This is a genomic window from Lentzea alba, assembly GCF_047445655.1.
Classification (GTDB): Bacteria; Actinomycetota; Actinomycetes; order Mycobacteriales; family Pseudonocardiaceae; genus Lentzea; species Lentzea alba_A.
The window spans coordinates 41,258-55,307 of sequence record NZ_JAJAEG010000010.1 but is presented as its reverse complement, the minus strand read 5'-3'; the positions used below and the strand labels follow the sequence as shown (position 1 = coordinate 55,307).

Here is a 14,050-nt window from a genome sequence, read left to right as displayed (position 1 = left end):
CCGCGGGGGGGGGGCCCCCCCCCGCGCCGGTTCACCGCTTCGGCGGGTAGTTCTCCTCGCACGGGCAGACGACCGCCCCGTCGGCACGGTCAGCGACAGCGGTGTCACCTGCCGCCGTGCCGAAAAGAATCGACAGCAATACCACCCAGACCCCGATAGACGCCTTGTTCATCAGGAGTCCCCCTCCTTCTTCGGATCGAACAACGTGTTCCCATCATTCGATTCGGGACGTCCCGGGAGAAAGATGACGCGAGCCCTCGGCTCACCGGGGCAATGGCAGGCGGGCGCGGACGGCGGTCCCGGTGCCGTGTCCTGTGGAGATCGTGAAGGCGCCGCCGAGCTCGGTGGCGCGTTCCCGCATCGAGTGCAGGCCGACGCCTGCCCGGTAACTGTCAGGCAGTCCCTGGCCGTTGTCCTTGATCTCGACGAAGAGCGCCTCGGTGCGGCGCAGCCCCACGACGCACCGGTCCGCGCGCGTGTGCCGCACGACGTTGGTCATGGCCTCCACGACGATGTGGTAGGCGGCGACCTCCACCGCCGCGGGCAGTGGTTCCACCTCGTCGTCCACGTGCACCACGATGATCAGGTCCGCCCGGTCGCCCACGAGCGAACGGGCACGTTCCCGCAGCGCCGACACCAGGCCCAGCTGATCGAGCACCGGCGGCCGCAAACCCTGGATCAGGCGCCGGATGTCGGCGATCACGTTGTCCTGCGCCTGCACCAGGCGATCGAGGATCGCCTCGGCCTGTTCCACGTTCGACCGCATCAGTGCGCGGGCTCGTTCCAGGTCCCACTTTCCCGCGGTCAGCGAAGGACCGACGCTGTCGTGGATGTCGCGGCGCAGCCGGCGGCGTTCCTCCTCGCGCGCGGTGACGGCCTCTTCCAGCGACCGCTGCAGCCGGATCGCGAGCAGTACGCCGTGCGCGGTCGCGGCGACCTGGCGCGCCAAGCCCTCGATCAGATTCCGATCAGCGCGGCCGAAGGGTTCTCGTCGCGGTCCGGTACCCAGGATCAGCCTGCCGACCTGTTCGCCGCGATGAACGAGCAGAACGGAGTGAAGCGTTCCCCTTGGGGACCCGTGCCGTGCCGCGTCGATCACGCCTTCCGGCGTCTGCAGCTCGACGGCGGCGTACGCCAATCGCAGCGTCCTGGCGAGGGTCTCGACCACCGTGGTCAACTCGGAGTCGGCGGCGACCCGGCCCTCGAGCTCGTCCCCCAGTTGCTTGAGCACCCGGTACGGATCGTCGCGGTCACCGAACAGGACGCGGCTCACGGCCGTGCGGATGGCCGTCAACACCGGCTGGCACACGATCGTCACGACCGCCGTGGCGACCAGCTGGACCAGGTAGGCGCCCGCACCGATGATCCGGCCGAGCACGACGACCACCGACAGGTAGACCCCGACCAGGACCAGGCTCAGCCCGACGTAGATCAGCGAACGCCGCAGGATCAGGGTGATCTCGAACAACCGGAACGCCCCGATGCCGAACGCGATCGGGAACGGGATGAAGATCAGCACCATCACCGACCACGGCACCAGCGGGCGGCCCAGAATCCGGTCCGGCACCTGTCCGAGCCCGAAGTAGATGATCGCCGCGACGAGCACCGTGAACAGGATCCACCGCACGTACCTGCTCGACGGCGTCCTCCCCGCTCGGCGGTAGCTCACCGCCGCCACCCATCCGATGAGCAGCGGGACCACGTGCGCCGCCGGACTCGACACCGTCAGCACTCTGGCCCACCGCTCCAGATCGGTGCCGGCGAACGGCAGCGTGCCCGCGAGATAGAGCCCGTGCAGCACGAAAGGAAGGGCGTAGACAGCCATCACCAGACGTGGCCTGCGGACCAGAAACCCCGGCCGCTGAGGGAACAACAGGATGAAGTGCAACAGGCTGGCCCACAGCAGCGCATTGGCCGTGTCACCGACGAGTGTCGGCCAGAACCTCGGCCCGTTGACCACGTCGATCACCTGAGTCGGCAGCGGCCAGTTGGTGGCACCGAACGGCAGCAGCGCCGTCGTGGCGAACAACGTGCGCACGGTCGGGTTCTCCGGGCGGCGCAACAACACGAACGAGCTGACCACCAGCAGGAACACCATGAACGGCACCGCTGTGAGATGCGTCCGCGACATCTCCCCGAGCGGATATCGCAGCACGGTCACCGGAACGTCCATGCGCTCGCCACCGCGGTAGACCGTGTACGTCAGCACGTCTCCCTGCCGGAACTCACGCATCGGTCCGGGGTCGAGCCAGTCGGCCAGTGGCCTGCCGTCGACGGCGACAACGACGTCCCCGGCCTGCAGGTGAGGCTGCAGGACGACATCGGCGATCTGAACACTGTTGCGCCACAACGGTGTCGACGGATACGTGCTGGTGCCGTCGGCGGGCGCGACCGTCCGCGCGGTGCAGATCCACACGACCGCAAGCACGGTCACGGAAACGACGAGCAGCACACCGTGCCACCGGTGCCATCGCACCTGGCGCATTCTTCCGCTCCCGTGTCCCGAAGTCATCAGGACACCGGTCCCATGACAACCGGACACCACACCGAGGACCCTGATGCCGACGTCGACACCGACGTCGGCAAGGGAGGGCGTCATGCGGGAATGGCATGCTGCGTCGGCCGGTGACCTCGATCCCACCGCCCTGACCTTTCCGGCGGAGTTCTTGTTCGGGGCGGCCACCTCTGCCCACCAGGTGGAGGGAGGCACCTGCAACAACTGGACGCTCTGGGAGAGAACGCGGCTGGCGGCGGGCGAGCGGTGCGGCCGGGCGGTGGATCACTGGCACCGGTTCGAGTCGGACCTCGGACTCATGCGCTGGCTCGGGTTGCAGGTCTACCGGTTCTCCGTGGAGTGGAGCCGCATCGAACTGCTGCCAGGCCACTACGACGACGTCGCGCTCGGCCGTTATCGCGCCTGGTGCGAAGCGCTGCGCGACGCCGGAATCCTGCCGATGGTGACGCTGCACCACTTCACCGAACCCGTCTGGATCACCGAACGCGGCGGGTTCGAGAACCCGGCCACAGGTGAGACGTGGGTCCGGTTCGTCGAGCACGTCGTGGCGCACCTGGGTGATCTGGTGAGCCACTGGATCACGGTGAACGAACCGACGGGCTACGCCGTGCAGGGCTGGTGGCGTGGCGAGTGGCCGCCGGGACGCACGGATCCGGCGGCGGCGTTGCGCGTCATCGACAACCTGCTCGTGGCGCACAGCGAGGCCTACCGGGCGATCCACCGCGCCGGCGCGGGCCATCAGGTCGGGCTGGCGCACAACATCGCGGTCTTCTTGCCTGCCAAGCGCTACAGCCCGCTGGACCGGCTGGCGGCCGGCCGGCTGCACAGGGCCTACAACCTGGCAGTGCTCGACGCGCTGGCCACCGGGTCGTTCGAGGTCGATCTTCCGGGGCTCACCTATTCCACCTGCCACGACGCGGTCCGCGGAACGCAGGACTTCTTGGGGCTCAACCACTACTACGCCCTCACCGTGCGCGTCCGGCCGTTCGCCGAGGATCAGCTGGACGTGGGCTTCTCGTCCCACAGCGACAAGAACGACCTGGGGTGGAGCCTCGATCCCACGACTCTGGCCGCGGCGCTGGCCGCCGTGTCCCCGTACGGGCTGCCCATCCTCGTCACGGAGCACGGCGCATGTGACGCGGCGGTACCGGACGTTCGCCGAAGACGGTTTCTCGCACACTCGCTCCAGGTGCTGCGAGAAGCGATGGCGGAAGGCGCCGACGTGCGCATGTACATTCATTGGTCATTGATCGACAACTTCGAGTGGGCTTACGGGTTTTCCCCGCGCTTTGGACTTTTCCGGGTCGACCACACCACGCTGGAGCGATTCCCCACCACGTCGGCGGACTTCTACCGCGAGCTCATCGCGGCACACCGCGCCGATTCCACGAAAAGCGGTGGCGACGAACCCGGCCAGGGTGGATGATCGTGAGACCATTCCTTTTTCCGGCCGAGGTTGGCGACGGCATGGAGCCCATCCGGGTACTCATCGCGGACGATCACCCGCTGATCCGCAACGGCCTGCGCACGCTGCTCGACGCGAACGCCGGGACGGAGGTGGTCGGCGACGACGACGTGGGCACCGGCCGGGAGGCGATCGAGCAGGCCACGCGCCTGCAGCCCGACGTCGTCGTCATGGACCTGCACATGCCCGACGGCAACGGTGTGGACGCCACCAGGGAAATCGTCAACACCAGCCCGCACATCGCCGTCCTGGTGCTGACCATCGCCGAGGACGACGAGACCATTTTCGCGGCCATGCGCGCCGGTGCGCGCGGATACCTGCTCAAGGGCGCTGGGCCTGCCGAGCTGGTCCGGGCTGTCGAGATGGTCAGCGCAGGAGTCGCGGTGTTCGGCCCCACCATCGCGCAGCGCGTCATCGACTACTTCGCCGTCGCACGTCCGGCAGGGCCGAGTGCCATATTCCCCCAACTCACCGAACGGGAACGCGAAATACTGGAGCTGATGGCCCAGGGCGTGAACAACACGACCATCGGCCAGCAGTTGTTCATAACGTCGAAGACGGTGCGCAACTACGTTTCCAACATCTTCAGCAAACTTCAGGTCGCCGACCGGGCGGAGGCCATTGTGCGAGCGAGAAGAGCAGGTTTCGGGCAGGACTGATCGTGGAGTTCCGTGTGCTCGGCCCCGTGGAGGTGCTCGACCGCAGAGGTCCGGTGCGGTTGCGGGCCGCCAAACAGCGCGCCCTGCTGGGTGTGCTGATCGCGTACGCGAACTCGCCGGTTCCTCAGCATCTGCTGGAAGACGCGTTGTGGGAGGAGAAGCCGCCCAAGACAGCGGTCGAAAACCTGCGGTTGTACGTCTACCACCTCAGGCGGGCGTTGGGTGATCCCCACCGGATCGCCCACCGCCCCAACGGTTACGCCCTGGTGGTGCGGCCCGGCGAACTCGACGCGGACCGGTTCGAGATGCTCACCGACCGCGGCACGTCCGCGCTGGCCGCGGGTGATCCGCGGCTGGCGGCCGGACTGCTGCACGAGGCGCACGACCTGTGGCACGGACCCGCCTATGCCGATCTGGACCACGTCGGCCCGTTGCGCGAGGAGGCGGACCGGCTGGCCGAACGCAGGCAGGTCGCGCTGGAGTTCCGCATCGAGGCCGATCTCGCCATGGGCCGGCACGCCGAGGTGATCGGGGAACTGACCCGCCTGGTCGCGAAACACCCGCTGCGGGAACACCTGTGCGGTCTGCTCATGCTCGCCCTGTACCGCTGCGGACGCCAGGCTGACGCGCTCGACGTGTACCGGCGGACCCGCGCGGTCCTGGTCGACGAGCTCGGTCTCGAACCGGGCGAGGAGTTGCGTCGTCTCGAACAGGCGATCCTGAGCGCCGAGCCGCATCTGACCGGCACGGCGCCGGCACCTACCGGACAGCAGCCCAACTTCGATCCTCAGTGGACGGTCCCACGCCAGCTGCCCGCCCACACGCCGAGGTTTGTCGGGAGATCCGAACAGCTGCGCGTGCTCGACGCGCTGCCGGGTGGGATCGCGGTCATCAGCGGCACGGCCGGTGTCGGCAAGTCCGCCCTGGCGCTGCACTGGGCGCACCAGGTCGCCGACCGCTTCCCCGACGGCCAGCTGTACGTGAACCTGCGCGGCTTCGACCCGTCCACCGCGCCGATCACCCCGGCCGAGGCGGTGCGCGGGTTCCTGGACGCGTTCGGCACTCCCCCGGAACGGATCCCGGCCGGGCTGGACGCGCAGGCCGCGTTGTTCCGCAGCCTGCTGGCGGACCGGAGGATGTTGGTGGTGCTGGACAACGCCGCGGACGCGGAACAGATCCGCCCGCTGCTGCCCGGTGGTTCCGAGTGCCTCGTTGTGGTGACCAGCCGAAGTCAGCTGGCCGGACTCACCGCACAGGAGGGAGCGTGCCCGATCCCGCTCGACTTGCTCTCGCCCGCCGAGTCGGTCGCGCTGCTCGCCGGTCGCCTGGGCGAGGAGCGGGTCGGCGCAGAGCCGGGCGCGGCCGCGGAACTGGTCGACCAGTGCGCCCGGTTGCCGCTGGCTCTCGCGATCACGGCCGCGCGCGCCGCCGTCAGCCAGGCGTTGCCGTTGCACGCGCTGTGCGACGAACTGCGCGATGAGCAGAGCGGGCTCGACGCGTTCAACCTGGATGATCCGGCGACCAGCCTGCGCACCGTGTTCGGGTGGTCCTACCTGCGACTGAGCGAGCCGGCCGCACGGCTGTTCCGGCTGCTCAGCCTGCATCCCGGCCCGGACGCGTCGTTCGGCGCGGTGGTCAGCCTCGCGGGCGTCGTCCCGCAGCGAGCCAGGTCACTGCTGCGCGAGCTGGCCGGTTTCACCCTTGTCACCGAGACGGTCCGCGACCAGTTCACCCAGCACGACCTCCTGCGCGCGTACGCCACGGAGTTGGTGCAGGACGAGGAGACGGAGGACGAACGGCGCGCAGCGACGCTCCGCCTGCTCGATCACCTGCTCGGTCTGGCCCACGCCGCCGCGGTGCTGCTCGAACCGACCCGCGAACCGATCGACACGATCACCGAGGCGCCGGCGGGTCTGACGACCGCCGACGAAGCGCTGGCGTGGTGCGAGTCCCAGCACCGCACACTGATGGCCGCGATCACGTTCGCCGCCGGGCACGGCTTCGACGACCACGCCTGGCGGATGTCCTGGGCGGTCGCGGACTACCTCAACCGCCGTGGCCACTGGCACGATCTCCTGGCGAGTCAGCACGTCGCGCTCTCAGCCGCGACCCGCGCGGGCAACCGGTGCGGGCAGGCGCACGCTCACCGCGAGCTCGGCCGTGCCTGCATCCGCCTGGGGCGTTGGGACGACGCCGCCGACCACCTGGCACAGGCCCTGGACGCGTTCGGCGAACTCGGTGCGGAAACCGGCCAGGCCCACACCCACCTGACGATCGGGTGGATGCTCGAACAACAGGGCAGGCTCCGGCGCTCCCTGCGGCACGCCGAACAGGCGCTGACCCTGTACCGCGCCTGTGGGAACCGGGCGGGACAGGCCAACGCCCTCAACGCGGTCGGGTGGTGCCACGTTCAGCTCGGCGAGTACGAGCGAGCACTGCCGTGCTGCCTCCAAGCCCTAGAGATGCTCGCCGGCCTGGGTGACCGGCTCGGCGAGGCGGCCACGTGGGACAGCCTCGGCGTCGCCTACCGACTCTTCGGCGACCACGCCAAGGCTGTCGCGGCTTTCGAGCACGCCCTCGAGCTGTACCGCGGCATCGGCGACCGGTACTTCGAGGCGACGGTCCTCGTCCACCTCGGCGAGGCCGGCGCCGATGCCCGCACCGCCAGGGAGAACTGGACCAGGGCACTCGCGATCTTCGAGGACGTGCGGGCGCCGGAAGCCGACCGCCTGCGAGAACTTCTGCGGTAGAGCCGCTGCTCGACCGGTTCCACTTCGAGGTCGTGCCGAGCCCATCAGCCGCGACGCCTGACCCTCAGCGCGCGCCTTCTCAGGGCCTGCCCGTTCGGGCATCGTTGCGGGCAGTACCAGGCTTGAGGCCTGGCGGGTCGAGGTGCGCACTTCCTAGCGTTGATCAGGTGCACGATCATCTGGCAGCACAGGACAGGTCGCAGCCCAGGCCGTCCGCAAAAGAACAGCCGGAACCATCGCTGCTGAAGTTGCAGCGTGCGGCGGGGAACCAGGCTGTGCAGCGCGCGATCACGATCCAGCGCCTGTGGACCGCCGACCAGCGGCGGCAAGCGTTGCGGACGGCAGGCTCGGCGGTGCGGGTGCTGACGCCGGTGCTGGCCATGGCCGGCTGGTCGATCACCGGGGTCGCGGTGGGCTTGCGCGGCTCGTTCGACGCCGGGGCGGGGGTGGGTGCGGGCGTCGGTGCCGACCAGATGTTCTTCGTGAACCTGGTGACCGGTGACCTGACCGCTGATGTGATCACGTTCGCCGAGGTGGGTGTCGCCGTCACGGCGGGTGGCAGCACCGGGATCGTCGTCGGCATCCGGCTGGGACCGTCCGGCCGGGCAGGCAACATGTCCGGCGCCTACGAGGGTGGCAGCGTGGGGGCGAGCGTGAAACTGCTTGCGGGCGTGGGATTCTCTGTCGGCACCAGCATCTTCTCCGGGCAGGAGGGCTGGGCCACGGCCGCGTTCAGCCTCGGCGCCGAGGCAGGCATGCGCGCCTCCTACAGCTACGGCGTCAGCACCGAGCAGACGGTTGCACCAGCTGTGGCCGCGTGGGTTCAGGGTGTCGCGCAGGGTCTCGCCAGTGGCTTGCAGACGGCATCTGCCGTTGGTCGCGGCATCAGCGACCTCGTGGCCCAGATGTTCGGCAGCGTGGTGGGCATCTACGACCCGGACACGTGGAATCTCGCCGGTTACCAGCCCTCCGAGCAGCGGGCGTGGCGCGAGCTCGGCGGGTACATGAAACGCGTGATCACCAGCTCTACGCTGGACGTGTTCCTCGCCGGAGAGTCGCGGGGCGTCCCGGTGTCGCGGCGGATCGCGAGCGTGGGGGACGTCGGGGTGTTCATCAGGGTGTCCGAGGCGATCAACGCCCGGTACCGCCGCGAGAACGGCCTGACCTCGCGCGACGAGATCTGGCCTGCGAACGCGTTCAACGACCGCACCTACTTGCAGTTCCTGGCGTTCCTGCGCGAACAGCGCCTCCTGTAGCGGTTCGCCGGCCGTGTACTGGCACCACCGCGCGTGGATCAGATGCCGGACGGCTTCTGCGTCTACCGCACCCTCGAGCAGCCGGTGAGGGAAGCCGACGCGGGGGGTGGTTCGCCGCGCGCCTTGGCGAGTTCGCCACTGCCCGCGAACACTGCCTCGCCGACCTCGACCTGGCAACGGAGTCTTCGACCAGCAGTCCGGCCAAGGCCTGAAGTCCGCGCACCGCAGGCAGACGACCCCTGCGGTGGTCGCCGGAATACCGCTCTCGTTTCCGGCCGCGATTCACACATTGCATCATGCTTGACATCGCTGTTCGCCTTGCGCCGGACAGCGCTCGCGAGCCTGCTGGCTGCGTGCGGCCAGAACCAGCCACTGACGGACACCAAGCCACCCACCACCGAGCAACGAACCGGAGTGTCGCCCGCGCCCGCCAGTCGTGCGAAGACGAAGCGGTTCTTGCACGACGGCTTCACCTATGAGGTGACGCTCTACAAGGTGCACAGGCTGATCAACAACGTTCCGACCGGCTACGCCCTGCCGATTCCGTCGTTCCGGCTCGACACGGTCAACCCGACCGACCGCGGCACCACCCTGTTCATCGATTTCACCGGTCATTTCCGCGCCGCGTACCGCAAATCCGCGCCGGCGGACGCACGGCCGTTCGTCGGCGCGAGTTTCACCATCTCGTCGTGCCAGACGGCTGGATCACCTCCCGCAAGCCGATCTACCTCCAGTTCTCGCGCAGCACCTTCGCCTTGCGGGACGGCTACCGGTCGTCCGACTTCGCCCTGCTCCACCTGGCCTTCGAGCCAGGTCGGGCTCCGGTGATCGACGACGTGATCATCGCCCAAGGATGACCGGTCGATTTCGCGCGGTCCCTCTCCGTCAGCTCGTGAGCGGTCCGGTGGCCTTGATCGGTCTCAACTCCGGGGCGATGGCGGTGCAGGTGCGTGCTCACCGTGACCGCGCGTCGTGCAACACCGCCTCCGCGCGATCACGTCCGTCTCGGTACCCGGTGGTCGAGTGGACCGTGATCGCCTGTTCCGCCAGATCGGTCGCCTCGGCGAGCCGGGACTCCGCCAAGGCGACGGTGGCGAGGGTGGTGAGCGCTTCCCCTTCGTGCAGTGCGAAACCGCTGTCGCGAGAGATCTGCAGCGCTTGTGCGGCCAGATCTCGGGCGGCCGATGGCGTCCCGTCGACCAGACTCGTGTTGGCCAGGCCCACCAGCGTCATGGCACTGCCCGGCAGGTACGTCGTCGTTGCCAGTAACCGTTGCGCCGTCAGGTGTTGCTCGTGTGCCTCGTCCGGTTCGCCCGCGCCGAGCAGTGCGGCGCCGGCGACGTTGAGCACGTCGACTCGGATGCGGTTCTGACCGAGCTCCTCGTTGTGCGCCAGCGCCGCGCGTGCCCCGTGCAGCGCTGCTGAGGTGTCGCCTTGGCGCAGGTGGACCAGCGCCAGGGCGGCGTTGCCCAGTGCGGCGAACGCGTGGTTGCCCAGGCGGTGGTTCAGTGCGATGGCCTCGGTCAGCGTGCTGCCCGACTCGTCGTACCTGCCGAGGTGCAACAGGATGCCGCCCACGTTGGTGGAGCTGAGGCCGTCACCGATCGGGGAGCCGGATCTTCGGTACCACGTCTGGGACTGCGTGCAGTAGTCGAGTGCTTCTGCCAGTCGTCCCACGTGCCAGTGCAGGATGCCGAGGTTGTTCAAGGACGCCGCGCGGCCGCTTCCGCGTCCCGTGCGCTCGTCGATCTCCAGTGCGGCCTGCATGTGCTCGATGGCGGCCGGCAGCCGGTCGGTCACCCACATCGTTGCGCCCAGCCGGTTCAGCGCGTCCGACTGTGCTTGTGGCCAATCCGCTGCACGCGCGAGCCGTAGTGCCTGGCCGTACTCCTGCTCGGCCAGGTCGTAGTCGCCGGTGCTGGCGTGGGCGGCGGCCGTGCTGAGCATGAGAGCCGCGGACGCGCGTGGGTCTGATGTCGCTTTGGCCGCGGCCAGACCCGCGGTGACGACGGCCAGCCAGTCGGTGTGCGGCCGGCGCAGTTCGAAGTAGCCGCGCAGTCCGTCGGCCAGCCGTACTGTCACGGCGGGATGACCGTGTTCGGCCGCGTGCCGGACGGCGGCGACCAGGTTGTCGCGCTGCGCGTCCAGCCACGCGGTCGCGTCCGCGTGTGACACGAACGCCTGTGGTGGCAGCGTGTCCTGCAAACGCAGCTTCTCGGGGTACAGCACACAGGCCGCGCTGTCGACACCGTCGAGGTAGTGCTCGAACAACCGGGTCAGCGCGCAGTCCCGTTCGCCGGGCGGCGTCAGCTCGGCGGCGTAGAGCCGCAGCAGGTCGTGCATGCGGTACACGTCGTGGCCGATCCGCTCGACCAGGTGCGCGGCGACGAGTTGGTCGAGCGACTGGCGCGTGTCGGTCCCCGCGAGTGCGGTCGCCGCCGCGGGACTGAAGTTCGGCCCCGGCACCAGCCCGAGCAGCGCGAAAAGTCGTTGTGCCGCAACCGGAAGCCGGGCGAGGGAGTGGTCGAACGCGCGGCGCACCGACGCCTGGTCGTCGCCTGGTGTGGACAGCCCGGAGAGCCGGTCGCCGTCCCGAAGCCACGCCACGTAGGTGGAGATCGGCTCGCGAGGCCGGTCCGCGAGGCCGGCCGCCGCTATCCGCAGCGCCAGCGGCAGCCCGCCGCACAACGACACCAGGTCAGCGACCGCGGCGGGCTCGGCGGTGACCCGGTCACCGAGGTGGGTCCGCAGCAAGGTCTCGGCTTGCGCGGCGGACAACACGTCCAGCGCGAGCCGGAAGGTGCCCTGGGTCGCGAGCAGCCCGGACAGCAGGTACCTGCTCGTGACCACGACGAGGCAGCCCGGCTCCCCCGGTAGCAGCGGCCGGACCTGCGCCGCGGCGGCCGCGTTGTCCAGCACCACGAGCATTCGCTTGTTCGCCAGCAGGGTCCGGAAGGTCGCGGCGGCCTCGTCGAGCGCGATCGGTATCTGTTCGGGAGGAACGCCGAGCGCGCGTGCGAACCGGCCGAGCACGTCGATCGGCTCCAGCGCCGGCCTGTGCCCGTGGCCGCACAGATCCACGTACAGCTGCCCGTCCGGGAACCTGTCCTCGGCCCGCCGCGCCCAGTGCACCGCGAGGCTGGTCTTCCCGACCCCGGCCGGACCGGTGATCAACAGACACTCGCTGTCCGCGCGGTCGAGCCGCTCGAGTTCGTCGTCTCGCCCGGTGAACCCGCCGGCGTCGCGGGGCAGCTGCCAGGGCACGCGGTGAGGTGTGCCGAGCCGCAGCGCCGGTGCGTCCCGCAGGATCATGCTCTCCAGCTCGGTCAGCTCGGAGCCCGGATCGAGGCCGAGCTCGTCGGCGAACACCCGCCGGGCCCGCTGGTAGACACCGAGTGCGTCGGCCCGCCGTCCCGACCGGTGCAGCGCGAGCATGAGCTTCGCGCGCAGGGACTCCCGCAACGGGTGCTCGGCCACCAGCGTGGTCAGCTCACCGATGAGGTCGTGGTGCCTGCCGAGCGCGAGATCCAGCTCGACCCGCCGTTCCAGGCACGCCAGCCGCTGCGCCTCCAGCCGGTCCGCCTCCGCCGCCAGCACCCTGCTGTCCGCGCCGGCCAGCGCCGGACCACGCCACAACGCCAGCGCCTCCCGCAACGCGGTCACGGCGTCCGCGAGCCGTTGCGCCGCGACCAGTTCGTCAGCCTCCCGCCTGAGGTCTTCGAATCGGCGCAGGTCCACCTCCGGCGAGTCCAACGCCAGACCCGCCGCTTTCCAGATGACCGCGACACCGAGGTTGCGGCGCAGCGCGGCAGCGCTGTTGTGGATCTGCGACCGGCACGTGCGCGGCGGCTCGTCGTCCCACAGCACGACCACCAGCCGCTCCAGCGCGACCGTCCGGCCCGAGGCGAGCAGCAACGACGCCAGCAGCTTCCTCTCCCGAGGCCCACCGATGTGCGCGGGCACGTCGCCGTCCCACGCGGCGACCGGCCCGAGGATGCCGAACCGCATGCGTTTCCCCCCGATGTTCGTTCGATATCGGACGCGTGCCGGCCGAGCTTAGGTTCCCGGCGTACCGGAAGAGGAGGGTTTGATGAGACGGATACTCGGTGCGTTCATCCTCGTCGTGGCCGCCATGCTGGGCGCGACGGCACCAGCACAGGCCGGCGTGTGGGGGACGCTCACCAACGACACGGACTGGGGGTTCTCGGCAGGGAGATTCGGCCGTGGCGGCGCTTCCTGCCCGACCTGGAACGGCGATGGCGGCAACACCTACAGGAACACGACCTTCACCTGCGAAGAGACCTCTGTCGGGCCGCGCACGACCACCGGCTACTGGTTCGACGTGGACGGGTTCACGGTGAAGTACCTCGGGTTCCCGTACACGGTGTGCTTCCCGACCGGCCCCTGCCGGAACATCCCGTCGGGTGTCTACACCCGGATCCACGACTGGGAGATCGCCAGGTGCTCCGGCTATCGGCCGGTGTGCACCGTGACGTGGAAGTAGGGGTACCGACATGACCGGCACCGTCGACGACCACGGCGTCGTCGACGGTGCCGGTCAGCCACTTCGCCTACCAGATACGGGGCTCGGCGAGGTCTGGGCAGGCCTGTCGAACACGCACACCGAACCTTCACAGAACCTCCCCACAACGCGGCGAACGCATGCGGCGGCCCGACCGTCTTCCTGTCATGTTCAGCAAATGGGTCGAGAACTTCGAGGCCGAAGCCGCGCGCCGGAAGCGATTGGGTGACCCCGACTGGGCCGTCGGCGCCCGGCTGCACCCCGACGTCGTCAGGAGCGTGCAACGGTTCCAGGTCGGCGAGTCCGGCGACGGCGCCAACCTGATCGCCAAGGCGGGCGGCGGGACGTACGGCGCGGCGGTGCGGTTGTTCGTCGCCGAGGAGCAGAACCACGCGCGGATGCTGAAGCACCTGCTGCGGGCGGCCGGCCAGCCGACGATCAGTTCACATTGGACGGACGCGGTGTTCGTGCGGCTACGGCGCGCGCTGGGACTGCGACTGGAGCTGATGGTGCTGCTCATCGCGGAAACCGTGGCGCTGCGGTACTACCGGGCGTTGCGGGACGGCAGTCGTGACCCGCTCACCGCTGACGTCGCGGATCGGATTCTGCAGGACGAGGAGCGGCACGTTCCGTTCCACCAAGCCCGGCTCGGCCGGGTTTCCCGGCCTGCACGGGCGTTCTGGTGGCTCCTGTTCGTCGGGGCCGTGGTGACGGTCGCGCATGACCACGCGCCAGGGCTGCGACAGCTCGACGTCAGTCCGTGGCAGTTCGTCGTGCAGACGCTCGAAATCGTTCGGCTGCAAGGAATAATGGACGGCGATGCGCATCGTGCTGCACGCACGGACGCGCCTTGATCTAGCTGTCGCAGCCGGGAACGTTGGGC

10 protein-coding genes are annotated in these 14,050 nt (G+C 69.3%); 7 read left to right on the top strand and 3 right to left on the bottom strand.

From position 1 onward, the window contains the following. Nucleotides 1-31: 31 nt before the first annotated feature. Together LFM09_RS17870 and LFM09_RS17865 are read right to left on the bottom strand one after the other, a co-directional pair. Complete coding sequence (locus tag LFM09_RS17870) at nt 32-172, bottom strand: hypothetical protein (RefSeq protein ID WP_414097594.1); 141 nt, start codon at nt 170-172, stop codon at nt 32-34. Between the two features lie 90 nt (nt 173-262). Continuing rightward, on the bottom strand, nt 263-2,599 hold the full coding sequence (locus tag LFM09_RS17865) for a histidine kinase (protein ID WP_414097593.1): 2,337 nt from the start codon (nt 2,597-2,599) through the stop codon (nt 263-265). On the opposite strand from LFM09_RS17865, the gene LFM09_RS17860 reads away from it, so the two are divergent. From LFM09_RS17860 to LFM09_RS17840, 5 genes are all read left to right on the top strand, one after another. Further along, nucleotides 2,598-3,941, top strand: coding sequence for a glycoside hydrolase family 1 protein (locus tag LFM09_RS17860; RefSeq protein ID WP_414097592.1), 1,344 nt, complete (start codon nt 2,598-2,600; stop codon nt 3,939-3,941). The two genes, LFM09_RS17865 and LFM09_RS17860, sit on opposite strands and share 2 nt — an antisense overlap. Nucleotides 3,942-3,982: 41 nt before the next feature. Next, nucleotides 3,983-4,639, top strand: a complete 657-nt coding sequence (locus tag LFM09_RS17855) for a response regulator (RefSeq protein ID WP_414097853.1) — start codon at nt 3,983-3,985, stop codon at nt 4,637-4,639. A 2-nt stretch (nt 4,640-4,641) separates the two neighbouring features. After that, entirely contained in the window at nt 4,642-7,389 is a 2,748-nt protein-coding gene (locus LFM09_RS17850; RefSeq protein ID WP_414097591.1) for a BTAD domain-containing putative transcriptional regulator, read from the top strand. A gap of 167 nt (nt 7,390-7,556) precedes the next feature. Next, nucleotides 7,557-8,645, top strand: a complete 1,089-nt coding sequence (locus tag LFM09_RS17845) for a hypothetical protein (protein ID WP_414097589.1) — start codon at nt 7,557-7,559, stop codon at nt 8,643-8,645. A gap of 689 nt (nt 8,646-9,334) precedes the next feature. Beyond that, nucleotides 9,335-9,502, top strand: a complete 168-nt coding sequence (locus tag LFM09_RS17840) for a hypothetical protein (protein ID WP_414097588.1) — start codon at nt 9,335-9,337, stop codon at nt 9,500-9,502. A 97-nt stretch (nt 9,503-9,599) separates the two neighbouring features. Here LFM09_RS17840 and LFM09_RS17835 read toward each other — a convergent pair whose 3' ends face one another. After that, nucleotides 9,600-12,653 carry a BTAD domain-containing putative transcriptional regulator gene (locus LFM09_RS17835; protein WP_414097587.1) on the bottom strand — a complete coding sequence of 1,018 codons (3,054 nt, stop codon included), beginning with the start codon at nt 12,651-12,653 and terminating at the stop codon, nt 9,600-9,602. An 82-nt stretch (nt 12,654-12,735) separates the two neighbouring features. Here LFM09_RS17835 and LFM09_RS17830 point away from each other — a divergent pair, with 82 nt between their 5' ends. Continuing rightward, nucleotides 12,736-13,149: a hypothetical protein gene (locus LFM09_RS17830; RefSeq protein ID WP_414097586.1), complete on the top strand. Its 414-nt coding sequence runs from the start codon at nt 12,736-12,738 to the stop codon at nt 13,147-13,149. 185 nt (nt 13,150-13,334) lie between these two features. Further along, nucleotides 13,335-14,021 (top strand): ferritin-like domain-containing protein, encoded by a 687-nt coding sequence (locus LFM09_RS17825; RefSeq protein ID WP_414097585.1) that lies wholly within the window; start codon nt 13,335-13,337, stop codon nt 14,019-14,021. Nucleotides 14,022-14,050 lie beyond the last annotated feature (29 nt).

Bases quoted from the DNA above. Each gene is read 5' to 3' on its own strand.
- LFM09_RS17870 (WP_414097594.1), bottom strand. From the start codon at position 172: ATGAACAAGGCGTCTATCGGGGTCTGGGTGGTATTGCTGTCGATTCTT.
- LFM09_RS17860 (WP_414097592.1), top strand. From the start codon at position 2,598: ATGCGGGAATGGCATGCTGCGTCGGCCGGTGACCTCGATCCCACCGCC.
- LFM09_RS17865 (WP_414097593.1), bottom strand. From the start codon at position 2,599: ATGACGCCCTCCCTTGCCGACGTCGGTGTCGACGTCGGCATCAGGGTC.
- LFM09_RS17855 (WP_414097853.1), top strand. From the start codon at position 3,983: ATGGAGCCCATCCGGGTACTCATCGCGGACGATCACCCGCTGATCCGC.
- LFM09_RS17835 (WP_414097587.1), bottom strand. From the start codon at position 12,653: ATGCGGTTCGGCATCCTCGGGCCGGTCGCCGCGTGGGACGGCGACGTG.
- LFM09_RS17830 (WP_414097586.1), top strand. From the start codon at position 12,736: ATGAGACGGATACTCGGTGCGTTCATCCTCGTCGTGGCCGCCATGCTG.
- LFM09_RS17825 (WP_414097585.1), top strand. From the start codon at position 13,335: ATGTTCAGCAAATGGGTCGAGAACTTCGAGGCCGAAGCCGCGCGCCGG.